Raw genomic sequence first — 20,539 nt, 5'->3', positions numbered from 1 at the left:
AACAAAAAGCCGTCAGAACGACGGCTTTTTTTGTGGCTGGCGTCAGCGATTACCGCCGGGTCAATAACACCCCGGATTCCATATGATGCGTCCACGGGAACTGGTCGAACATCGCGCATTGGGTGATGCGGTGGGTGTCGTGCAGTTGGGCGATGTTGGCCGCCAGGGTTTGCGGGTTGCAGGAAATGTAGAGGATGTTGTCGAAACGCCGGGTCAGTTCGCAGGTGTCCGGATCCATGCCGGCGCGGGGCGGATCGACGAAGACACTGCCGAACTCGTAGCTTTTCAGGTCAATGCCGTGCAGGCGACGGAACGGACGCACTTCGTTCAGCGCTTCGGTCAGCTCCTCGGCGGACAGGCGCACCAAAGTGACGTTATCCACCGCATTTTCGCTGAGGTTGCTCAGTGCCGCATTAACCGAAGTCTTGCTGATTTCGGTGGCCAATACCTTACGCACGCGGGTGGCGAGGGGCAGGGTAAAGTTGCCGTTGCCGCAATACAGCTCCAGCAAGTCGTCGGAGCGATCGCCGAGCGCGTCGTACGCCCAGTTGAGCATCTTCTGGTTCACCGTGCCGTTGGGCTGGGTGAACGCACCTTCGGGCTGGCGGTAGCTGAAGGTGCGAGCGCCGACTTCCAGTTTCTCGACCACATAATCGTGACCGATGACTTCGCGCTTGCCCTTGGAGCGGCCGATGATGCTGACGTTCAAGTCGGTCGCCAGCTTTGTGGCCGCCGCGTGCCAGTGCTCGTCCAGCGGGCGGTGATAACACAGGGTGATCATTGCATCGCCGGCCAGGGTGGTGAGGAACTCCACCTGAAACAGCTTGTGGCTCAGGGCCGAACTGGCCTGCCAGGCCGCTTTGAGCTGCGGCATCAACTGATTGATGCGCAGGCTGGCAATCGGGAATTCTTCGATCAGGATCGGCGTGCGTTTGTCTTCCTGGGAAAACATTGCGTAGTGGCGCTCGCCGGCTTCACGCCACAAGCGGAATTCGGCGCGCAGGCGGAAGTTCTGCAGCGGCGAGTCGAATACAGCCGGCTCCGGCGCGTCGAATGGGGCCAGCAGGTCACGCAGGCGCGTGACCTTGTCTTCGAGCTGAACGGCGTAGGCCTGGGAATCAAAAGTCATGCGTTGAACCAACCCAGCTTGATCACGAACAGAATCGACAGAATCACCAGCGCCGAGTTCAGCTCACGGCCGCGGCCGGACAGCAGTTTGATTGCGGTCCAGGCGATGAAACCGAAGGCGATGCCATTGGCGATGGAATAAGTGAACGGCATGGCCAGGGCGGTGACCACGACCGGTGCGGCAACGGTAATGTCGTCCCAGTCTATTTCGGCCAGGCCGGATGTCATCAGCACGGCGACGAACAGCAGTGCCGGCGCGGTGGCGAAGGCTGGAACGCTGGCGGCCAGTGGCGAGAAGAACAGCGCCAGCAGGAACAGGATCGCCACGACGATGGCGGTCAGGCCGGTACGCCCCCCGGCACTCACGCCTGCGGCAGATTCGATGTAGCTGGTAGTGGTCGAGGTGCCCAGCAGGGAACCGGCCATGGCGGCGGTACTGTCGGCGATCAGGGCGCGGCCCATTTTCGGCATGTGGCCGTCCTTGCCCATCAGGCCGGCGCGCTTGGCAACGCCGATCAGGGTGCCGGAGTTATCGAACAGGTCGACAAACAGGAAGGCGAAAATCACGCTGACCAGACCGATGTCCAGTGCGCCCTTGATGTCCAGTTGCAGGAAGGTCGGCGCCAGCGAAGGAGGCATCGACGTCACACCGCCGAACGGGGTGAAGCCCATCAGAATCGACACGATGGTCACGGCCAGAATGCCGATCAGCACCGCACCGCGTACGGCAAGCGCTTCGAGGGCGACGATCAGGGCAAAACCGAGGGTGGCGAGGATCGGAGCCGGTTGTTTCAGGTCACCCAGGCCGACCATGGTCGCCGGGTTGCTGACTACGATGCCCGCGTTGTGCAGCGCAATCAGCGCCAGGAACAGGCCGATACCGGCGGCGATCGCCGAACGCAGCGGCAGCGGGATGCTGTTGATGATCCATTCACGGATGCGGAAGATCGACAGAAGGAAGAAGCACACGGCGGAGATGAACACCGCGCCCAGCGCCACTTGCCAGGTGTGGCCCATGTGCAGGACCACGGTGTAGGTGAAGAAGGCGTTCAGGCCCATACCCGGTGCGAGGGCGATCGGATAGTTGGCGATCAGGCCCATGGTCGCGGAGCCGATGGCGGCTGCCAGACAGGTGGCGACGAACACCGCGCCCTTGTCCATGCCGGTCTCGCCGAGGATGCTCGGGTTGACGAACAGAATGTAGGCCATGGCCAAAAAGGTCGTGACGCCCGCCAGAATCTCGGTGCGTACGTTGGTGTTGTGTGCCTTGAGTTGAAACAGCCTTTCCAGCATGTCTGCTCCCCGTGGCGCGCCGGGCGCCGTGAATGTATCGACCTCAACAGCAAAGCACAGACCGCTGCAGGCGCCTGGGAATTTTCTGTGGGTCGGAAAAAGCCGCGCATCATACCAGTCGCGTGGGGTTATGGCTGCTTATGGTGGTGATCGTCGTCGATGTTTTGCGTTTGGCCCAAGTCAGCCATACTGCGCGCTGGTTTTTTTGGGGGGGGGCGTGCATGAAAAAGTGTCTGTTGATCTTGATGGCATTGTTGTTGGGGACGCAAACCGCCTCGGCGGCCTCGGCACCGCCGTTGACCCAGGTGAAAGTGCTGAAAGTCGAGTCGCCGGGCTGTGGTTTTGAAACCATTGATGAAGGACAGGCGCAGACCCGCTGCAATCACAGTGGCCCGAACATCAGGGTCTACGTGCTGGAAGTGGGCTACGGTCGCAGCCAGCCCCATGTCGCGCTCGATGGCTTTGAAGTGGACGGCACCCGCACGCCGGTCTGCGCCTACGAAAACGGCAACCTGACCGATTGCTCCCAGAGAACCAAGGTAGTCGGCAATCTGTACATCTTCAGTCTTGCCGGCAAACAGGAAGGCACGTTCACCTTCAGCAACACCTCGATCAATGCGCCGGGCAACACGATGTCGACGCAGCTTTACATCAAGTAGCTTTACATCAAGAAACAGCCGGCCTCGAACAAGGGTAGGGAAAGCTGACTACGCTTTAAGAATCTTTCTGTGGATTGCCCTCATGACCTTTAGAGCCCTGATTACCCTCGCCGAGGGCATCGATGACCTACAAGCCGTGACCCTCGTCGATGTGCTGCGCCGCGCCAAGGTGGAAGTCGTGGTGGCGAGCATCGAAGGGCGGCGCATGCTCACCTGTGCCCGCGGTACCCGCCTTACCAGCGATGCGATGCTGGTGGATTTACTGGCCCAACCCTTCGACTTGATCGTCCTGCCCGGCGGAGCCGTAGGCGCGCAACACCTGGCAGCCCATCAACCCTTGCAACAACTGATCAAGGACCAGGCCGCGGCCGGTCGCCTGTACGCGGGTATCGCCGAAGCTCCGGCATTGGCGCTGCAAACCTTTGGCGTGTTGCGTCAGCGGCGTATGACGTGCCTGCCTTCGGCCAGTCATCAACTCTCAGGCTGCAACTACGTCGATCAACCGGTCGTGGTCGACGGCAATTGCATCACCGCCCAGGGTTCGGGCGCCGCGCTGGCATTTGCCCTGACGCTGGTGGAACAGCTGTGCGGCAAGTCCACTCGGGCAGCGGTGGCGGGGGAGTTGGTTATTTAGATCATTCAGACCTTCGCTGCTTCTTCCACCGGCACATGCATACGGTCGCGCTGGGCCAATGTCGGGAACAGCTTGATCCAGGTCCCGGTCACTACCAGCGTGCCGACCCCACCCATGACCACTGCCGGCACGGTGCCGAACCAGTGCGCGGTCAGGCCGGATTCGAATTCGCCCAACTGGTTCGAAGCGCCGATAAACAGGCCGTTCACCGCGCTGACGCGGCCGCGCATTTCGTCCGGGGTTTCCAGTTGCACGAACGAGGCACGGATCACCATGCTGATCATGTCTGCCGCGCCCAATACCACCAGCACCGCCAGCGAGAACCAGAACGAGGTCGACAGACCGAAGGCGATGGTCGCCACACCGAATACGCCTACCGCCGTGAACATCACCCGTCCGACATTGCGTTCTACGGCAAACCTTGCCAGAAACAGCGACATCAACAGCGCCCCCACTGCCGGCGCCGAGCGCAGCAGACCCAGGCCCCAAGGGCCGGTGAGCAAAATATCTTTAGCGAAGACCGGCAACAATGCCGTCGCCCCACCCAGCAGCACGGCGAACAAATCCAGGGAAATCGCCCCGAGAATGTCCGGACGACTACGGATGAAGCGGATGCCCGCCAACAACGAATCCAGGGTGGCCTTGCCTTTGTTCAGCGGCGTTTGCCGTGCGGGCAGATTGAGCATCAGCGTGCAGGCAATGATGTAGAGGATCACCGTCGGGCCATAGACCCACACACTGCCGAACGCGTAGAGCAAACCGCCGAGTGCCGGTGCGACGATGGTTGCCGACTGCTGGGCCGATTGCGCGGCGGCCACGGCCCGGGGGAACAGAGCGCTGGGCACGATGCTCGGCAGCAGCGCCTGGGTGGTCGGCATTTCGAAGGAACGGGCGGCGCCGAGCAGGAAGGCGAGGATGAAGATCATCTCCCGGGTGACATGGTCGGTCGCGCTGCCGATGGCCAGCGACAGGGCGATCAGCGCTTGCAAGGACTGACAGATCGCCGCGACCTTGCGCCGGTCGTAGCGGTCCGCCACGTGCCCGGTGTGCAGCATGAACAGCACACGCGGTGCGAACTCCACCAAACCGACCAGGCCAAGGTCGAGCACGTTGCCGGTCAATTGATAGAGATTCCAGCCAATGGCCACAGTGAGCATCTGAAAGCCGCTGGCGGTAAAAATCCGCGCCAGCCAGAACGCAAGGAAAGGGCGATGGTGACGTAACAGCAAAGGCTCTTGGCTGGGCATTTGAAGGCAAATCTGGAGGAGGTGAAGGGCGAGATTATCACCAGCCTGTAACAAGAAGTTACTGATTATGAAAATTTCATTAGCCAGACATCGATTCCTGCCAACGCGACAGATTCCGGTGGGAGCGAGCCTGCTCGCGAAAGCGCGGTGGCATTCCCCGTAATGTTGACTGACCCACCGCGTTCGCGAGCAGGCTCGCTCCCACAAGGGATATGTATCTGCCTGTTACCTCAAACATGAGGCAACTTGTCACGCGGCAAAAGACCACGCAGTTCAACCCGGGAAATGGGACTACTCTTTCAACGTTGTTTGATCCAGGTCAAAACCCTCAAGGGAATTGATCCGGGGGCCGCAAGGCCAGACTCCCTGCGTAGCGATGCGTGTAAAAAAAGAACAAATAGAGATTCGCCACACTCCATATCCGTGGGGGCCGTGGGTGCAGGCTTCCAGCCAGCAGCCGTACTACCTGACAGAGGAAGACTTATGTTCGGTTTAGAGGCACTTGATCTCGCCCGAATTCAGTTCGCGTTCACTATCTCGTTCCACATCCTGTTCCCTGCCATCACCATTGGCCTGGCGAGTTACCTGGCGGTACTCGAAGGCTTGTGGCTGAAAACCCACGACGACACCTACCGTGACCTCTACCATTTCTGGTCGAAGATCTTTGCCGTCAACTTCGGCATGGGTGTGGTTTCGGGGCTGGTCATGGCCTATCAGTTCGGTACCAACTGGAGTCGCTTCTCGGACTTCGCCGGGTCGGTGACCGGGCCGTTGCTGACGTACGAAGTGCTGACAGCGTTCTTCCTCGAAGCCGGTTTTCTCGGCGTGATGCTGTTCGGCTGGAACAAGGTCGGACGCGGCTTGCACTTCTTCGCCACGGTCATGGTCGCCATCGGCACGCTGATCTCGACCTTCTGGATTCTCGCCTCCAACAGCTGGATGCAGACTCCTCAGGGCTTTGAGATCGTTAACGGCCAGGTCATTCCAACCGACTGGCTGGCGGTGATCTTCAACCCCTCGTTCCCTTATCGCCTGATGCACATGGCCACGGCGGCGTTCGTCGCCACAGCCTTCTTCGTGGGCGCCTCCGCGGCTTGGCACTTGCTGCGCGGCAAGGACAATCCGGCAATCCGCAAGATGCTCTCGATGGCCATGTGGATGGCATTGATCGTGGCGCCGATTCAGGCCGTCATCGGTGATTTCCACGGCCTCAACACACTGAAACATCAGCCGGCAAAAATTGCCGCAATCGAGGGCCACTGGGAAAACCACGGCAACGAGGCGACTCCGTTGATTCTGTTCGGCTGGCCGGACATGAAAGAAGAGAGAACCAAATTTTCCGTCGAGATCCCGTACCTGGGCAGCCTGATTCTGACTCACTCTCTGGATAAACAGGTGCCGGCGCTCAAGGAGTTCCCGCCGGAGGACCGGCCGAATTCGACCATTGTGTTCTGGTCGTTCCGGATCATGGTTGGCCTTGGCATGTTGATGATCTTCACCGGGTTGTGGAGCCTGTGGCTGCGTAAGCGCGACAAGCTTTATACCTCGCGGCCGTTCCTGTACCTGGCATTGTGGATGGGGCCGTCCGGCCTGATCGCGATCCTTGCCGGCTGGTTCACCACGGAAGTCGGCCGTCAGCCGTGGGTGGTCTACGGTCTGATGCGCACGGCGGATGCGTCCTCCAACCATAGTTTCATGCAGATGAGCATCACCCTGATCCTGTTTGTCGTGGTGTATTTCGCGCTGTTCGGTGCGGGCCTCGGCTACATGATGCGATTGGTGCGCAAGGGGCCGAAGATCAGTGAAGGCGAAGAAACGCCCGAGGGAGGGCCTGGTAAAAAACGCACGCCGGCCCGTCCGCTGTCCGCAGCCGACGATTCTGCCGATGCCGATCACGACACCAGACTGCATAAGGAGATTTGAACCATGGGTATTGATCTTCCGCTGATCTGGGCCGTGATCATCATCTTCGGCATCATGATGTACGTGGTCATGGATGGCTTCGACCTCGGCATCGGCATTCTCTTCCCGTTCATTCCGGGCAAGGGCGACCGCGATGTGATGATGAACACCGTCGCCCCGGTCTGGGACGGTAACGAAACCTGGCTGGTGCTGGGCGGCGCAGCGTTGTTTGGCGCCTTCCCCCTGGCCTATTCGGTGGTGCTCTCGGCGTTGTACCTGCCGTTGATCCTGATGCTGGTCGGTTTGATTTTCCGCGGCGTGGCGTTCGAGTTCCGCTTCAAGGCCCGGGACGACAAGCGCCACCTCTGGGACAAGGCGTTCATTGGTGGCTCCATTACGGCAACGTTTTTCCAGGGCGTGGCGCTGGGGGCCTTCATCGATGGCCTGCCGGTGGTCGATCGCCAGTTTGCCGGTGGTTCACTGGACTGGCTGACGCCCTTCACGATGTTCTGCGGTGCCGCGTTGGTGGTGGCTTATGCACTGCTGGGATGCACCTGGCTGATCATGAAGACCGAAGGCAAGTTGCAGGAACAGATGCACGACCTGGCGCGGCCGCTGGCGTTCGTATTGCTGGCGGTGATCGGTATCGTCAGCATCTGGACACCGCTGGCTCACGCCGAGATTGCCGCCCGCTGGTTCACCCTGCCTAACCTGTTCTGGTTCCTGCCGGTGCCGATTCTGGTGCTGGTGACCCTGTACGGCTTGATCCGCGCGGTGGCGCGCAATGCGCACTACACACCCTTTCTGCTGACACTGGTGTTGATCTTCCTCGGTTACAGCGGGTTGGGGATCAGCCTGTGGCCGAACATCGTGCCGCCGTCGATCTCGATCTGGGATGCCGCTGCACCGCCGCAAAGCCAGGGCTTCATGCTGGTGGGCACGCTGTTCATCATCCCGTTCATCCTGGGCTACACCTTCTGGAGCTATTACGTGTTCCGCGGCAAGGTCACCCATGAAGACGGTTACCACTAGACTTGGTCCGCGATGGCGTCGGCAGCGGCGCCATCGATTTGAAGGAGATCGATGCAATGAGCGGCAAACATTCCTTGCACGACATTGAAGAAGCCGAAAAAAAACCGCTGTGGCAGCGGCTTGGCTGGCTGGCCCTGATCTGGGTTGGCAGCGTCGGTGCATTGTTCATCGTGGCCAGCCTGATGCGGATGTTCATGAACGCGGCGGGCCTGAGTACTCACTGAAAACCTGATATCCCATCCCGTCGCCTCAGGCGCGGTTTATAACCCTCCGACCGGAGGGTTTTTTTTCGCTATTTGCGGGCCTTGAGAATCACGAACTTCGGCGTGGCCGCCACGTGCTCGACACCGCGGAACAAACGCGCCAGTTTGCTGTGGTAACCCAGGTGACGATTGCCGACGATGTACAACGCACCGCCGACCACCAGCGCCTCACGCGCTTGCTGGAACATCCGCCAGGCCAGGAAGTCGCCGACAACCTGTTGCTGGTGAAACGGTGGATTGCACAGCACCACATCCAGCGACTGGGGTTCCTGTCCGGCCAGACCATCCCCGGCACGCACGATGACATCGCGCTCGCCCAGCGCCGCACGCCAGTTTTCGGCAGCCGATTGCACCGCCATGAACGATTCGTCCACCAGCGTGTAATGGGCTTCCGGGTTTTGCAGGGCGCTGGCGATGGCCAGCACGCCGTTACCGCATCCGAGGTCGGCAACCCTGGCTGTGCCAAGGTTCTTCGGCAAATGCGGCAAAAAAGCCCGGGTGCCGATATCCAGGCCTTCGCGGCAGAAGACATTGGCGTGGTTGAGCAATTCGATAGCTGGGGTTTCGAGACGATAACGGGTCGGGTAGGGCGAGGTGACCGGCGCCTTGGTTTCAACCGTGGCAATCAGCAAGCGGGCTTTCTTCACCGCCAGCGAAGCCTGCACCGGGCCGATGTAGCGCTCCAGCAGATCACCCGCGGCCCGTGGCAAATGTTTGATCATTGCTCCCGCGATCACTTGAGCGTCGGGCGCCAATTGGCCTTGCAGGCGGATCAATTGTTCTTCCAGCAACGCCAGGGTCTTGGGCACCCGTACCAGGACCCGATCAAACGGTCCCGCCAATACTTCGCTGGCGGGTATGGCCGGCACCGCATCGAACGCCTGGCCGTTGCGGGACAGGTTCTTCTCCAGTCCTTGAAAGGCCAGGAAAGAATCGCCACTGCTGGTCACCTTGACCTTGCCGGCCAGACTGGCGGCCAACGCGCCGAAACTGTCGTTCAGCACCAATACCCGCGTGTCGACAGAGGGTTGCTGTTCGGCCAGGTGGTTGAGCAGGTACTCGTCGGCCGCATCGAAGGCTTGCAGCGGTTCGTTCTGCTGTTCGGGCTGGCGGATCAGGTCGAGGCTGGCGAAAGGCGTTTCGAGCAAAGGCATGGGGCGGGGCTCTGGGTAATCAACGGATATCCCGCGCCCAGGGGCATCTTGGCGGCGGGGCCGTCCGAGTGGACTGCGTCGTGGGAAAATCACACGTCATCACTCAGGATGGGACCGCGAATGGTACGTTTTTTTGTGTTGGATTACCCGCAGGTTTTTCGGCTCAGCGCATCGCGTTGCTATTGAGATAGCCAGCCTTGACGGCGGCAATGACGGCCGAAACCTTGTTGTTGACCCCGAGTTTGCGGATGGCTTCCTGCACATGGAAATTGATCGTGCGGGCGCTGAGATTGAGAATGCGGGCGCTTTCGTATGCCGTCTTGCCGGCTGCCGCGAGTTTCAACACGTCGATTTCCCGCGGTGATAAATGTGGCATGGACGATTTGGCCGGCTCCTTGGGCAGTGTCTGTACGACCAGCTTATGCAGATGACGACCAATAAAGACGGAGAAACCAAAATACTCATAAAGCTCAAACATAGTAATCGGGCAATGGCTTCTGGCCAGACTCACAATGCTGCAGAAGCCGGTTTCTTCGTCATGAACGGCTTGTGACCAACCATGCTGAAGTCCTTGTAATTCAAGTGTCTCCCATATCCATGGCACATCGCAGAAAAGCTCTTCGCTCCAAAGAATAGGCAGCATGGAGCGATTGCAATGTGCCACTACTGGGTCGAGGGCGCCAAACTTCCTTTTTTCATATTCAGAGTTCCAGTCCTTTGGGTAATTGTTGAACCGTACAGTATGAAAGTGTTCGGTTTTGGTTGGGCAAGTCGTTGAAAAAGCAAAAAATTTAAAACCGATATTTTTCGCGAAACTCAGTGCGATTTCGTAAGCGATCTCCAGTTCGGTTGCCGTTGATAATTGTTTAAGTTGTGACTCCTTCCACCTTTCCATCATGAGGCTCCACAGTCGGGATAGCTTTGGGGCGCACATTGGATCCAGAGGATCGGCGCGAAGGGAAGTGTAGGATGTTTCTTAATCATGTGTTGAGAATTTTTAGATTTACTAACGTCTCTCCAACTAGGTGTATGGTTCTATCGATAGTTTAATGAGTGAACTCTTTTGAATGTTGGTTTTCATTCTATTGAATTTTTTTGGGTTAACTGAATAGTTAGTGGCTGTATGCGGGTGGGTAAAATCAAGAATGTTTGCCAAAGACACTACAAATCACCCGTGTTTATGGGGCTCGCTTTGCGAGACACTGTGGCTATCTGTTGAATGGAGCCCGCCATGACCGCCAGCGAAGATAAATTTACTCGCCAGACTTTGCTCGACGTCCAGCCGTTGACCCCGAACCTGTTCACCCTGCGCGCCACCAGGGATGCGGGCTTTCGTTTTCGCGCGGGTCAATTTGCCCGGCTGGGCGTGACCAAAGCTGATGGCAGTACGGTCTGGCGTGCCTATTCCATGGTGTCGTCGCCTTTCGATGAGTACCTGGAATACTTTTCCATCGTAGTCCCGGGGGGCGAGTTCACCAGTGAACTGAGTCGGTTGGGCGTTGGCGATACGCTGCTGGTCGACCGCCAGGCCTTTGGGTACCTGACGCTCGATCGTTTCGTCGATGGACGCGATCTGTGGCTGTTATCCACAGGCACTGGCCTGGCACCGTTTCTGTCGATTCTGCAGGACTTCGAGGTGTGGGAGAAATTCGAGCGAATCATCCTGGTCTACAGCGTGCGCGAATCACGGGAGCTCGCCTATCAGGACTTGATTGCAGGGCTAACACAGCGAGAGTACCTGGCGGAGTATGCGCACAAACTCCAGCTGATCAACACCGTGACGCGTGAACAGCATCCCGGTGCTCTTAACGGACGGATTACCACGCTGATCGAAAATGGCGAGCTGGAGCGGACAGCCGGGGTAGCGCTGACACCCGAGCATTCACGGGTCATGTTGTGCGGCAACCCGCAGATGATTGACGACACGCGCAAGTTACTCAAGCAACGCGACATGCACTTGAGTCTCAGCCGGCGGCCCGGTCAGGTGGCGGTAGAAAACTTCTGGTAAAAAAAGGCGGCGCCTTGAAGGCGCCGTTTTTACAGGCCGTCCAAGCGTTCAAGGCCGATTGTTCTGAGCCTTGAGCAGGTCACGGATTTCACTCAGCAGCTCTTCTTCCTTGGTCGGAACCGGTGGCAGGGTTGGAGCGACGGCTTCTTCACGCTTGAGGCGGTTGATGGCCTTGACGCCCATGAAGATCGCGAATGCGACGATGATGAAGTCGATCAGGCTCTGGATGAATTTACCGTACGCCAGCATCACTGCCGGGACCTCACCTTGAGCAGCTTTGAGCGTGATGGCCAGGTCACTGAAGTCCACCCCACCGATCAGCAGCCCGATGGGTGGCATGATCACGTCACCGACAAATGACGAAACGATCTTGCCGAAGGCGGCCCCGATGATGATACCGACGGCCATGTCGACCACATTACCTTTGACCGCGAAGGCCTTGAACTCACTTAGCACGCCCATAGGTTATTTCCTTGTTACAGATGAGGTTGGTGAACGCAGTGTAAATCAGCAATGTGCATTGTGCCCGAATCAACTGCTTACAGCGCTGCCTGCAATCGACCTGGGGGGCGCTGAAAAGTTTTTCAGGAAAGCCGATTTTGTCTCTGGCTCTGCGCTGTCGGGTCATGCTCACCGGTCCTTTCGAATCTTCTCGTCGTTCTCAGTAATGGCTCAACTCTGGCACTGTTTTGGGGTTGCTGATCCTGGCGAAAACTCTTGATGCGGGCACTCGATTGTTGTTATTCATTCTTGAAGTAAATGCTCTAAGAGGTAGGAGGTTTGGGGGGTGAGTAAAAATAGTCTTTCTAATTTTCATGGAGGTATTGAGGCGGAGTTGTACGGTTGGAGTTTTTGTAGATAAGTTTTGTACAGGTTTTATATTGAGTTGTTGAAGGGGGGGTGAGCTGTTATCGGTTGCAGAGCGTATGAAGTTGGTTTGGAGCGCGTGGGGCGCGATTGTAAATATCTATTCCATGAAACCTCTGCTGCCGGTCTAATGTGAAAAAGTGTAAATTTAAAAATTAAATTGATATTACTTTTCAGATCTGCTCGTTAGTATATTCAAAGTTATGACTATCGAGGCACCTTGTGCATCAGCCTGCGCCGAGTTCGCTTTCCTGCGCTATCATCGCGGTTTTTGCCGGGGGTTCAGATGGCCAAAGCCAAGCGCATGTACGGCTGCACCGAGTGCGGCTCAACCTTCCCGAAGTGGGCCGGGCAGTGCGGCGAATGTGGCGCCTGGAATACGTTGACCGAAACCATGGTGGAGAGCGGCGCAGCCGCGGCGCCGACCGGGCGCACCGGTTGGGCCGGTCAACAGGCACAGATCAAGACCCTGGCTGAAGTCAGTGTCGAGGAGATCCCACGGTTTTCCACTGCGTCCAGTGAGCTCGATCGGGTATTGGGTGGTGGCCTGGTCGACGGCTCGGTGGTGCTGATCGGCGGTGATCCCGGTATCGGCAAATCGACCATTTTGCTGCAAACCCTGTGCAACCTGGCCAAGAGTATGCCGGCCCTGTATGTCACGGGTGAAGAATCCCAGCAACAAGTGGCCATGCGCGCCCGTCGCCTGGGGTTGCCGCAGGATCAACTGCGGGTCATGACCGAAACCTGTATCGAAACCATCATTGCCACGGCCCGACAGGAAAAGCCAAAGGTGATGGTCATCGATTCGATCCAGACGATTTTCACCGAGCAACTGCAATCGGCACCGGGTGGCGTATCCCAGGTGCGCGAAAGTGCGGCATTGCTGGTGCGCTACGCCAAACAAAGCGGTACGGCGATTTTCCTCGTCGGCCACGTGACAAAGGAAGGCGCGTTGGCCGGGCCGCGGGTGCTGGAGCACATGGTCGACACCGTGCTTTATTTCGAAGGCGAATCCGATGGACGCCTGCGTTTGTTGCGGGCAGTGAAAAACCGTTTCGGCGCGGTCAACGAGTTGGGCGTATTTGGCATGACCGACAAGGGGCTGAAAGAAGTCTCCAACCCTTCGGCGATTTTTCTGACCCGTGCGCAGGAAGAGGTCCCGGGCAGCGTGGTCATGGCGACGTGGGAGGGCACGCGGCCAATGCTGGTGGAAGTCCAGGCACTGGTGGACGATAGTCATCTGGCCAACCCGCGTCGGGTGACGCTGGGGCTGGATCAGAATCGTTTGGCAATGTTGCTGGCGGTTCTACATCGTCACGGCGGTATTCCCACTCACGATCAGGATGTATTTCTCAATGTGGTCGGCGGCGTGAAGGTATTGGAGACCGCCTCCGACCTGGCGTTGATGGCAGCGGTGATGTCCAGTTTACGCAACCGGCCGCTGCCCCATGACTTGCTGGTTTTTGGGGAGGTCGGTCTGTCTGGCGAAGTGCGCCCGGTGCCAAGCGGTCAGGAACGTTTGAAGGAGGCGGCCAAGCACGGCTTCAAACGTGCCATCGTACCCAAGGGCAACGCGCCGAAAGAGCCACCACAGGGACTGCAGATCATTGCCGTCACGCGGCTGGAGCAGGCCTTGGACGCATTGTTCGAGTAGTTGCTGAAACTGAGATCCTGTGGGAGCGAGCAAGCCCGCTCCCACATTGGGACTGTGTTGGGGCATTCAGACTTCGATCAGAGCACCCAATTCCCGCTCAAGCTCCTGCGGGTCACCCAGATTGAGTTCAATCAATCTCCGCAAACGCTCAATGGACTCCAGGCTGATGTGCCGGCAGACAAACCCGAGCTGGCCATGGTCTTCATGGGTCAGATGCACATCCATTTCGATGTCGGTGTCTTCGCTCAGATGAATGTCGACAAAAAAATCCTGTCGCGGATCCCCCAGCCACGGCTCAGGTCGCTCGATCAGCAAGCCCCTGAGCGACAGATCGATAAGCTTCACCGGCCAGATGAATTCCCCCTGGCTCAACTCGGTTTTGGCATCGAACGCAATACGTTTGAAGCGGCGGCGATCGGCAGGGTGTTCGCTCATGGCGCAATCCTCTAGATGTTCGCTGACTATAGACCCGCCTTGTTAGAACCTGCCAGCCGGCACAGCGCTCCAGACCAACGTTGGGGTATGGCCTTTGCCGTCAGGAGAGCTAAACTCCGTTGGCTGTCTTTCTGTCCACTCTGGCTGGAATAATAAAATGAAAAATAATAATAGCCCGCTACGCCACATACCCTGGCTGGTGCTGGCAATCGTTGGAGCGTGCGCCCTCGGTGTCGTGGCATTGCGCCGAGGTGAGGCGATCAATGCCTTGTGGATCGTGGTCGCTGCCGTGGCCATCTATCTGGTCGCTTATCGCTACTACAGTCTGTTCATCGCTAACAATGTGATGCAGCTCGACCCGCGACGGGCCACCCCCGCCGTGCTCAACAATGATGGTCTGGACTATGTTCCAACCAATAAACACATCCTTTTCGGTCACCACTTCGCGGCCATCGCCGGCGCGGGGCCGCTGGTCGGTCCGGTCCTGGCGGCGCAGATGGGCTATCTGCCCGGTACGCTGTGGCTGATCGCCGGGGTGGTGCTGGCCGGTGCCGTGCAGGACTTCATGGTCCTGTTCATGTCCACCCGCCGCAACGGTCGTTCCCTGGGCGACATGGTCCGTGAAGAAATGGGCCGCATCCCCGGGACCATCGCGCTGTTCGGCTGCTTCCTGATCATGATCATCATCCTCGCGGTGCTGGCGCTGATCGTGGTCAAGGCCCTGGCCGAAAGCCCGTGGGGGATTTTCACGGTGATGGCGACTATCCCGATCGCGATGTTCATGGGCATCTACATGCGCTACATCCGCCCGGGCCGCATCGGTGAAATCTCGATCATCGGCGTGTTGCTGTTGCTGGGTTCGATCTGGCTGGGCGGGCAGATTGCCGCTGACCCGGTCTGGGCCAAGGCGTTCACCTTCACCGGTGTGCAGATCACCTGGATGCTGATCGGTTACGGATTCGTGGCCGCCTCGTTACCGGTGTGGCTGATCCTGGCACCCCGAGACTATCTGTCGACATTCCTGAAAATCGGCACCATCGTCGCCCTGGCGATCGGCATTCTGATCACCATGCCCGAGCTGAAAATGCCGGCGCTGACCCAGTTCGTCGACGGCACCGGCCCGGTGTGGAAGGGCGGCCTGTTCCCGTTCCTGTTCATCACCATCGCCTGTGGTGCGGTATCGGGTTTCCACGCGCTGATTTCCTCCGGTACCACGCCGAAGCTGCTCGATAACGAGGTCAATGCCCGTTACATCGGTTACGGCGGCATGCTGATGGAGTCTTTCGTGGCAATCATGGCCATGGTCGCCGCTTCGGTGATCGAACCGGGCGTGTACTTTGCCATGAACAGCCCGCCGGCCGTGGTTGGCACTGATGTGGTGGCGGTGGCACAAGCGGTCAGCAACTGGGGCTTCGCGATTACTCCGGAGGCGCTGCAAGCCGTGGCCAAGGACATCGGCGAAACCACCATCCTGGCCCGTGCCGGCGGTGCACCGACCCTGGCGGTGGGTATCGCGCAGATCCTGCACAGCGTGCTGCCAGGTGAGAACACCATGGCGTTCTGGTACCACTTCGCGATCCTGTTCGAAGCGCTGTTCATCCTCACCGCGGTCGATGCGGGTACCCGTGCCGGGCGGTTCATGCTGCAGGATTTGCTTGGCTCCTTCGTGCCGGCGCTCAAACGCACCGAATCCTGGGCTGCCAACTTCCTTGCCACTGCCGGTTGTGTAGCCATGTGGGGCTGGCTGCTGTACCAGGGCGTGATTGATCCACTGGGCGGCATCAACACCCTGTGGCCGCTGTTCGGCATCTCCAACCAGATGCTGGCCGGTATCGCGCTGATGCTCGGCACCGTGGTGCTGATCAAAATGAAGCGCCAGCGTTATGTGTGGGTGACCATGCTGCCAGCGGTATGGCTGCTGATTTGCACCACCACTGCGGGTTTCATCAAGTTGTTCGACGCCAACCCGGCGATCGGCTTCCTGTCGCTGGCCAAAAAATACAGCGATGCCCTGGCCAATGGTCAGATCCTCGCCCCGGCCAAGGACATCACGCAAATGCAGCACGTGATCTTCAACGCCTACACCAACGCTACACTGACCGCGCTGTTCCTGTTCGTGGTGTTCAGCATCCTGTTCTATGCGCTCAAGGTCGGCATTGCCTCCTGGGGTAAAAAAGAACGTACGGATAAAGAATCGCCCTTCCAGGCGCTGCCGGATGCGTAATTGAGGATTGCGGCATGTTCAATGACTTGAGTCGCCTCGGTAAATACCTCGGTCAGGCTGCTCGCCTGATGGTCGGCATGCCCGACTACGACAACTACGTCGAGCATATGCAAAGCAAGCACCCGGACAAACCGGTGATGGACTACGAGACGTTCTTCCGCGAACGCCAGGAAGCCCGTTACGGTGGCAAGGGTGGGCCTAAGTGCTGTTGACCTGCTGAATGGGTCATGATGTAAAGAAAAGACTGTGGGGGCGAGCCTGCTCGCGAAGGCAATCTGTCATTCGACTCTGAAGTTGACTGACATGCCGCTTTCGCGAGCAGGCCCGCTCCCACATTTGTTTTGTGTTGTTCTCTAATTCTGTGAAAAAGGAGATTCGGGTGTCCTCTCCCATCCCGGTAACGATCCTCAGCGGCTTCCTCGGTGCAGGCAAGACCACCTTGCTGCGCCACCTGCTCAAGGCCGAGCATGGCCTGAAAATCGCCGTGATCGAAAACGAATTCAGCGATGCCGGCATCGACACCCAACTGCTGGGTGATGAACCGGTTCAAGTGATGACGCTGTCCAACGGCTGCGTTTGTTGCACCATCCACACCGACTTGACCAAAGCCCTGTACTTGCTGCTCGAACGCCTGGACAGCGGTGAAATCGCCTTCGACCGACTGGTGATCGAATGCACCGGTCTGGCTGACCCGGCGCCGGTGGCACAAACCTTCTTCATCGATGAAGAACTGCGCGAGCGTTACATCCTCGACGGCATCATCACCCTGGTAGACGCAGCACACGCCGAACTGCACCTGACCCAGACCATTGCCCAGGCGCAGATCGGTTTCGCCGACCGCCTGCTGGTCAGCAAGCGTGACCTGGTGGACGAGCCGGCGTTCACCGCGTTAAGTGAGCGTCTGACCCGCATCAACCGCCGCGCGCCCATTCGTGTGGTAGACCATGGCAAGATCGATCTGGCCGAATTGCTCGATGTGCGTGGCTTCAATCTCAATGCTGACCTGGGAGGCGGCGTGAGTTTGCGTCCGGTCAGTACGGCGCCTTCCGTCGATCGCATTTCCAGCCTGGTGCTGCGCACCGACAAACCGCTGGATATCGACAAGCTCAGTGAGTTCATGAACGAACTGCTGGAAGACCATGGCAAGCAGTTGCTGCGCTACAAAGGCGTGTTGAACATCCTGGGCGAGCCACGGCGCATGGTATTTCAGGGCGTGTTGAAGCTTTATGGTTTCGACTGGGATACGGAATGGTCCGATGATGAAGCGCGTGAAAGCGTGATCGTGTTCATTGCCGATGATTTGCCGGAAGAGAAGATTCGCGAGGGGTTTGCAAAAGTGGCTGCGAACTGAACGCGTTCGCGTGGTGATAATGAGTTTTTGTGGCATCTGAAAGATGCGGGCAAGACGTATACGTCGTGCCCGCCAATTCGGGCGTTTACTTCAGGTTTCATCCGGATGATTGAGGTAAGGCGAATTTCTTTCCAGGATGTTCAGGTTAAAAGCCAGTGCTGTCCCCTCTTTAGCGGCGATATAGGTGTATGGGGAACCTCGGACTATAAGCGTGTGTAGCACTCCCGAATGGCTAGCTTGTAAATAGATACAAGGTGTCATGTTGTTCAGGTTTTCAATGTTGATGGGGATGCCGTTTTCTCTAATTAGATAAAACGTGTCTGATTCAGTTGTGGGGAATGCACCAATTAATCCATCGTTGTTGGTGCTGAGGCACATTCCATAATAGGGGCCTGGCGAGCGGATGTAGAGTCGATAACCGTTATTGGTATGCCTGAAGTAAAGTACCAGGCGAGGCCGATAATTTATGGGGACTTCACTTCGCAACCCTAATAAGTGGGAGTCATCTCGTCTTTGTGAGGGGCCTATAAAAAATCCACCGCTGGCGCGATTAGGCCTGGAGATCGCCCGTTCGCCATGCATTTCTTCCAGGAAATGCAAAAGGCTGAACTCAGTGCCGATGGTCGCAATAAAGGATTTCTGTCTATCTGTACTCATTAGAATCTTCCTGCTTGAATTATCAAGCCGCGCCGCGGCTCAGTATCTCAAATTTGAAGTCCAGTGGCCGAGCACTGACTTTCCCCGTGCAGACCAGGCTGCCAACCTTTGTATTGCCCCGAGCGCTCAACGTACGACCGCCCCTTGTCTGGATCCTGAGGACGGGGGTATCGGTGTTTATCTGGTCCAGCGTGACAATTTGGCCGTTCCCATCGAGCAGGTTATAGGTTGTCTGTTCATGGTCGTAACGAAAAGCGCTGATGAAGTCCTGGTGTTCATTGCTCAATGCGTAACGGTGGTACAGGCCATCTGTAAGAAGGTAAATAGAGTAGTAGTCATCGGTGCAGTCAAAATAAAACTTGATCCGATTTGCCGGTGCGTCGGTTTTTACGCACAGGTAATTCGAAATGTCCATGTTTGCGTCAAATGACCAAATATCATAGTCCAGCTTTTTAATCAGGGTGGTTTTACCGTAAGTCATTTTAGGCAGGTGAAGATTGCCGTGGTTTGTTTTCATCGTGGCGATGAAAGACCGCTCTTGGTTTTTATTCATTTCAGTGCATCCGTGTTCTGATGGGTATAGATTGTTTTTTCGAGCTCATTCGGTCGGTCATTAAGCTAGCAATTTATATGGGGTGGGATAAAGGCTGTTTTAGAAAGTTGATGTATCAGTGTTTTTCGTGAGTTCTTGAAGTTTTGAAGGATTAAAGTAGGGGCCAAAAAAAACCCGGCCATCAGGCCGGGTTTATTTTTCAAGTGACCGCTATCAGGCGCCGTACACCGGCAGCTTCTTGCAGATCGCCTTGACCTTCTCACGAACGGCGTCGATGACCGCTTCATTGTTAAGGTCAGCGAGGATGTCGCAGATCCAGCCAGCCAGTTCCTTGCACTCGGCTTCCTTGAAGCCACGAGTGGTCACAGCCGGGGTACCGAAGCGCAGGCCGGAGGTGACGAACGGGGAGCGTGGGTCGTTTGGCACGGAGTTTTTGTTGACGGTGATGAAAGCCTTGCCCAGAGCGGCGTCGGCGTCTTTACCGGAGATTTCCTGTTTGATCAGCGACAGCAGGAACAGGTGGTTTTCAGTACCGCCGGACACCACGTCGAAACCGCGCTCGATGAACACGCTGGCCATGGCCTGGGCGTTTTTCACCACTTGTTGCTGGTAAGCCTTGAACTCTGGCTGCAGCGCTTCCTTGAAGCAGATCGCCTTGGCGGCGATCACGTGCTCCAGCGGGCCACCCTGGGCGCCCGGGAATACCGCGGAGTTCAGCTTCTTCTCGATGTCGGCGTTGGCGCGAGCCAGGATCAGGCCGCCACGTGGACCGCGCAGGGTCTTGTGCGTGGTGGTGGTCACGACGTCAGCGAATGGCACCGGGTTCGGGTAGACGCCAGCGGCGACCAGACCGGCCACGTGGGCCATGTCGACGAACAGGTAGGCGCCAACCTTGTCAGCGATTGCGCGGAAGCGTGGGAAGTCCAGAATCTGCGAGTAGGCAGAGAAACCGGCCACGATCATTTTCGGCTTGTGCTCGACCGCCAGGCGCTCGACTTCGTCGTAGTCGATCAGGCCGTTGGCGTCGATACCGTACTGGATGGCGTTGTACAGCTTGCCCGAGGACGAAACGCTGGCACCGTGAGTCAGGTGACCGCCGTGGGCCAGGCTCATGCCCAGGATGGTGTCACCGGCCGACAGCAGGGCCAGGTAAACGGCGCTGTTGGCTTGCGAACCGGCGTGTGGCTGAACGTTGGCGTAATCGGCGCCGAACAGTTCTTTTGCACGGTCTATGGCCAACTGCTCAACCACGTCGACGTACTCGCAACCGCCGTAGTAGCGCTTGCCCGGGTAGCCTTCGGCGTACTTGTTGGTCAGTACCGAGCCTTGAGCTTCCATCACCGCAGGGCTGGTGTAGTTTTCCGAAGCGATCAGCTCAATGTGCTCTTCCTGGCGCTGAGCTTCTTGCTCCATGGCGGCGAAGAGATCGGCGTCGTACTTGGCAATAGTCAAATCACGGCTGAACATGGCGGTCCTCA

Annotated in this window: 20 protein-coding genes; 10 read left to right on the top strand and 10 right to left on the bottom strand. The window is 57.9% G+C overall.

The window, feature by feature from the left end; translation table 11 throughout:
* Positions 1-49: 49 nt before the first annotated feature.
* Together trmA and AC07ZE_RS25785 are read right to left on the bottom strand one after the other, a co-directional pair.
* Entirely contained in the window at positions 50-1,129 is a 1,080-nt protein-coding gene (gene trmA, locus AC07ZE_RS25790; RefSeq protein ID WP_207267148.1) for a tRNA (uridine(54)-C5)-methyltransferase TrmA, read from the bottom strand.
* Complete coding sequence (locus AC07ZE_RS25785) at positions 1,126-2,421, bottom strand: NCS2 family permease (RefSeq protein WP_095196651.1); 1,296 nt, start codon at positions 2,419-2,421, stop codon at positions 1,126-1,128. The genes trmA and AC07ZE_RS25785 overlap by 4 nt, the downstream gene beginning before the upstream one ends.
* Positions 2,422-2,642: 221 nt before the next feature.
* Here AC07ZE_RS25785 and AC07ZE_RS25780 point away from each other — a divergent pair, with 221 nt between their 5' ends.
* Both AC07ZE_RS25780 and AC07ZE_RS25775 read left to right on the top strand, forming a co-directional pair.
* Positions 2,643-3,080: a DUF4879 domain-containing protein gene (locus AC07ZE_RS25780; protein ID WP_207267147.1), complete on the top strand. Its 438-nt coding sequence runs from the start codon at positions 2,643-2,645 to the stop codon at positions 3,078-3,080.
* An 82-nt stretch (positions 3,081-3,162) separates the two neighbouring features.
* Positions 3,163-3,714 (top strand): DJ-1 family glyoxalase III, encoded by a 552-nt coding sequence (locus AC07ZE_RS25775; RefSeq protein WP_207267146.1) that lies wholly within the window; start codon positions 3,163-3,165, stop codon positions 3,712-3,714.
* Between the two features lie 5 nt (positions 3,715-3,719).
* Here the strand turns inward: AC07ZE_RS25775 and AC07ZE_RS25770 are convergent, their stop codons facing one another.
* The gene (locus AC07ZE_RS25770; RefSeq protein WP_207267145.1) at positions 3,720-4,961 is read right to left on the bottom strand and encodes an MFS transporter; all 1,242 of its coding nucleotides are present in this window, start codon (positions 4,959-4,961) and stop codon (positions 3,720-3,722) included.
* A 483-nt stretch (positions 4,962-5,444) separates the two neighbouring features.
* Here AC07ZE_RS25770 and AC07ZE_RS25765 point away from each other — a divergent pair, with 483 nt between their 5' ends.
* Genes AC07ZE_RS25765 through AC07ZE_RS25755 form a run of 3 tightly spaced genes read left to right on the top strand, consistent with a single transcriptional unit; the run spans position 5,445 to position 8,119 of the window.
* Complete coding sequence (locus AC07ZE_RS25765; protein WP_207267144.1) at positions 5,445-6,884, top strand: cytochrome ubiquinol oxidase subunit I; 1,440 nt, start codon at positions 5,445-5,447, stop codon at positions 6,882-6,884.
* Positions 6,885-6,887: 3 nt separating this feature from the next.
* The gene (gene cydB / locus AC07ZE_RS25760) at positions 6,888-7,895 is read left to right on the top strand and encodes a cytochrome d ubiquinol oxidase subunit II (protein WP_095196646.1); all 1,008 of its coding nucleotides are present in this window, start codon (positions 6,888-6,890) and stop codon (positions 7,893-7,895) included.
* Positions 7,896-7,951: 56 nt separating this feature from the next.
* Positions 7,952-8,119: a DUF2474 domain-containing protein gene (locus AC07ZE_RS25755; RefSeq protein WP_137804314.1), complete on the top strand. Its 168-nt coding sequence runs from the start codon at positions 7,952-7,954 to the stop codon at positions 8,117-8,119.
* Between the two features lie 68 nt (positions 8,120-8,187).
* On the opposite strand, the gene AC07ZE_RS25750 is transcribed toward AC07ZE_RS25755, so the two are convergent.
* Positions 8,188-9,312: a methyltransferase gene (locus AC07ZE_RS25750; protein WP_207267143.1), complete on the bottom strand. Its 1,125-nt coding sequence runs from the start codon at positions 9,310-9,312 to the stop codon at positions 8,188-8,190.
* A gap of 163 nt (positions 9,313-9,475) precedes the next feature.
* On the bottom strand, positions 9,476-10,207 hold the full coding sequence (locus AC07ZE_RS25745; protein ID WP_207267895.1) for an autoinducer binding domain-containing protein: 732 nt from the start codon (positions 10,205-10,207) through the stop codon (positions 9,476-9,478).
* A gap of 336 nt (positions 10,208-10,543) precedes the next feature.
* Here AC07ZE_RS25745 and AC07ZE_RS25740 point away from each other — a divergent pair, with 336 nt between their 5' ends.
* Positions 10,544-11,320 carry a ferredoxin--NADP reductase gene (locus AC07ZE_RS25740; RefSeq protein ID WP_207267142.1) on the top strand — a complete coding sequence of 259 codons (777 nt, stop codon included), beginning with the start codon at positions 10,544-10,546 and terminating at the stop codon, positions 11,318-11,320.
* 48 nt (positions 11,321-11,368) lie between these two features.
* Here the strand turns inward: AC07ZE_RS25740 and mscL are convergent, their stop codons facing one another.
* Entirely contained in the window at positions 11,369-11,782 is a 414-nt protein-coding gene (gene mscL, locus AC07ZE_RS25735) for a large-conductance mechanosensitive channel protein MscL (protein ID WP_207267141.1), read from the bottom strand.
* 691 nt (positions 11,783-12,473) lie between these two features.
* Between mscL and radA the strand changes: the two genes are divergently transcribed.
* Positions 12,474-13,841 (top strand): DNA repair protein RadA, encoded by a 1,368-nt coding sequence (gene radA / locus AC07ZE_RS25730; protein ID WP_207267140.1) that lies wholly within the window; start codon positions 12,474-12,476, stop codon positions 13,839-13,841.
* Between the two features lie 66 nt (positions 13,842-13,907).
* On the opposite strand, the gene AC07ZE_RS25725 is transcribed toward radA, so the two are convergent.
* Positions 13,908-14,276 (bottom strand): PilZ domain-containing protein, encoded by a 369-nt coding sequence (locus AC07ZE_RS25725; protein ID WP_207267139.1) that lies wholly within the window; start codon positions 14,274-14,276, stop codon positions 13,908-13,910.
* A 157-nt stretch (positions 14,277-14,433) separates the two neighbouring features.
* On the opposite strand from AC07ZE_RS25725, the gene AC07ZE_RS25720 reads away from it, so the two are divergent.
* The 3 genes from AC07ZE_RS25720 (at position 14,434) to yjiA (ending at position 17,851) form a co-directional block, all read left to right on the top strand.
* The gene (locus AC07ZE_RS25720) at positions 14,434-16,500 is read left to right on the top strand and encodes a carbon starvation CstA family protein (protein ID WP_095196639.1); all 2,067 of its coding nucleotides are present in this window, start codon (positions 14,434-14,436) and stop codon (positions 16,498-16,500) included.
* Positions 16,501-16,514: 14 nt separating this feature from the next.
* On the top strand, positions 16,515-16,712 hold the full coding sequence (locus AC07ZE_RS25715; RefSeq protein WP_095196638.1) for a YbdD/YjiX family protein: 198 nt from the start codon (positions 16,515-16,517) through the stop codon (positions 16,710-16,712).
* Between the two features lie 167 nt (positions 16,713-16,879).
* Entirely contained in the window at positions 16,880-17,851 is a 972-nt protein-coding gene (yjiA, locus tag AC07ZE_RS25710; RefSeq protein WP_207267138.1) for a GTPase, read from the top strand.
* A 90-nt stretch (positions 17,852-17,941) separates the two neighbouring features.
* Here yjiA and AC07ZE_RS25705 read toward each other — a convergent pair whose 3' ends face one another.
* From AC07ZE_RS25705 to glyA, 3 genes are all read right to left on the bottom strand, one after another.
* A complete protein-coding gene (locus tag AC07ZE_RS25705) occupies positions 17,942-18,508 on the bottom strand; it encodes a hypothetical protein (protein WP_207267137.1) in 567 nt (188 codons plus the stop codon).
* Between the two features lie 22 nt (positions 18,509-18,530).
* A complete protein-coding gene (locus tag AC07ZE_RS25700; RefSeq protein WP_207267136.1) occupies positions 18,531-19,061 on the bottom strand; it encodes a hypothetical protein in 531 nt (176 codons plus the stop codon).
* Between the two features lie 213 nt (positions 19,062-19,274).
* The gene (gene glyA / locus AC07ZE_RS25695) at positions 19,275-20,528 is read right to left on the bottom strand and encodes a serine hydroxymethyltransferase (protein WP_008022534.1); all 1,254 of its coding nucleotides are present in this window, start codon (positions 20,526-20,528) and stop codon (positions 19,275-19,277) included.
* Positions 20,529-20,539: the final 11 nt, after the last annotated feature.

It is taken from the genome of Pseudomonas sp. GW101-3H06 (assembly GCF_059424605.1).
This window is presented reverse-complemented; position numbering and strand designations above follow the sequence as displayed.

Bases quoted from the DNA above. Each gene is read 5' to 3' on its own strand.
- AC07ZE_RS25700 (WP_207267136.1), bottom strand. From the start codon at position 19,061: ATGAATAAAAACCAAGAGCGGTCTTTCATCGCCACGATGAAAACAAAC.
- AC07ZE_RS25770 (WP_207267145.1), bottom strand. From the start codon at position 4,961: ATGCCCAGCCAAGAGCCTTTGCTGTTACGTCACCATCGCCCTTTCCTT.
- AC07ZE_RS25750 (WP_207267143.1), bottom strand. From the start codon at position 9,312: ATGCCTTTGCTCGAAACGCCTTTCGCCAGCCTCGACCTGATCCGCCAG.
- trmA (WP_207267148.1), bottom strand. From the start codon at position 1,129: ATGACTTTTGATTCCCAGGCCTACGCCGTTCAGCTCGAAGACAAGGTC.
- AC07ZE_RS25785 (WP_095196651.1), bottom strand. From the start codon at position 2,421: ATGCTGGAAAGGCTGTTTCAACTCAAGGCACACAACACCAACGTACGC.
- AC07ZE_RS25705 (WP_207267137.1), bottom strand. From the start codon at position 18,508: ATGAGTACAGATAGACAGAAATCCTTTATTGCGACCATCGGCACTGAG.
- cydB (WP_095196646.1), top strand. From the start codon at position 6,888: ATGGGTATTGATCTTCCGCTGATCTGGGCCGTGATCATCATCTTCGGC.
- AC07ZE_RS25745 (WP_207267895.1), bottom strand. From the start codon at position 10,207: ATGGAAAGGTGGAAGGAGTCACAACTTAAACAATTATCAACGGCAACC.
- AC07ZE_RS25775 (WP_207267146.1), top strand. From the start codon at position 3,163: ATGACCTTTAGAGCCCTGATTACCCTCGCCGAGGGCATCGATGACCTA.
- AC07ZE_RS25765 (WP_207267144.1), top strand. From the start codon at position 5,445: ATGTTCGGTTTAGAGGCACTTGATCTCGCCCGAATTCAGTTCGCGTTC.
- glyA (WP_008022534.1), bottom strand. From the start codon at position 20,528: ATGTTCAGCCGTGATTTGACTATTGCCAAGTACGACGCCGATCTCTTC.
- mscL (WP_207267141.1), bottom strand. From the start codon at position 11,782: ATGGGCGTGCTAAGTGAGTTCAAGGCCTTCGCGGTCAAAGGTAATGTG.
- AC07ZE_RS25720 (WP_095196639.1), top strand. From the start codon at position 14,434: ATGAAAAATAATAATAGCCCGCTACGCCACATACCCTGGCTGGTGCTG.
- AC07ZE_RS25755 (WP_137804314.1), top strand. From the start codon at position 7,952: ATGAGCGGCAAACATTCCTTGCACGACATTGAAGAAGCCGAAAAAAAA.
- AC07ZE_RS25740 (WP_207267142.1), top strand. From the start codon at position 10,544: ATGACCGCCAGCGAAGATAAATTTACTCGCCAGACTTTGCTCGACGTC.
- radA (WP_207267140.1), top strand. From the start codon at position 12,474: ATGGCCAAAGCCAAGCGCATGTACGGCTGCACCGAGTGCGGCTCAACC.
- AC07ZE_RS25780 (WP_207267147.1), top strand. From the start codon at position 2,643: ATGAAAAAGTGTCTGTTGATCTTGATGGCATTGTTGTTGGGGACGCAA.
- AC07ZE_RS25715 (WP_095196638.1), top strand. From the start codon at position 16,515: ATGTTCAATGACTTGAGTCGCCTCGGTAAATACCTCGGTCAGGCTGCT.
- AC07ZE_RS25725 (WP_207267139.1), bottom strand. From the start codon at position 14,276: ATGAGCGAACACCCTGCCGATCGCCGCCGCTTCAAACGTATTGCGTTC.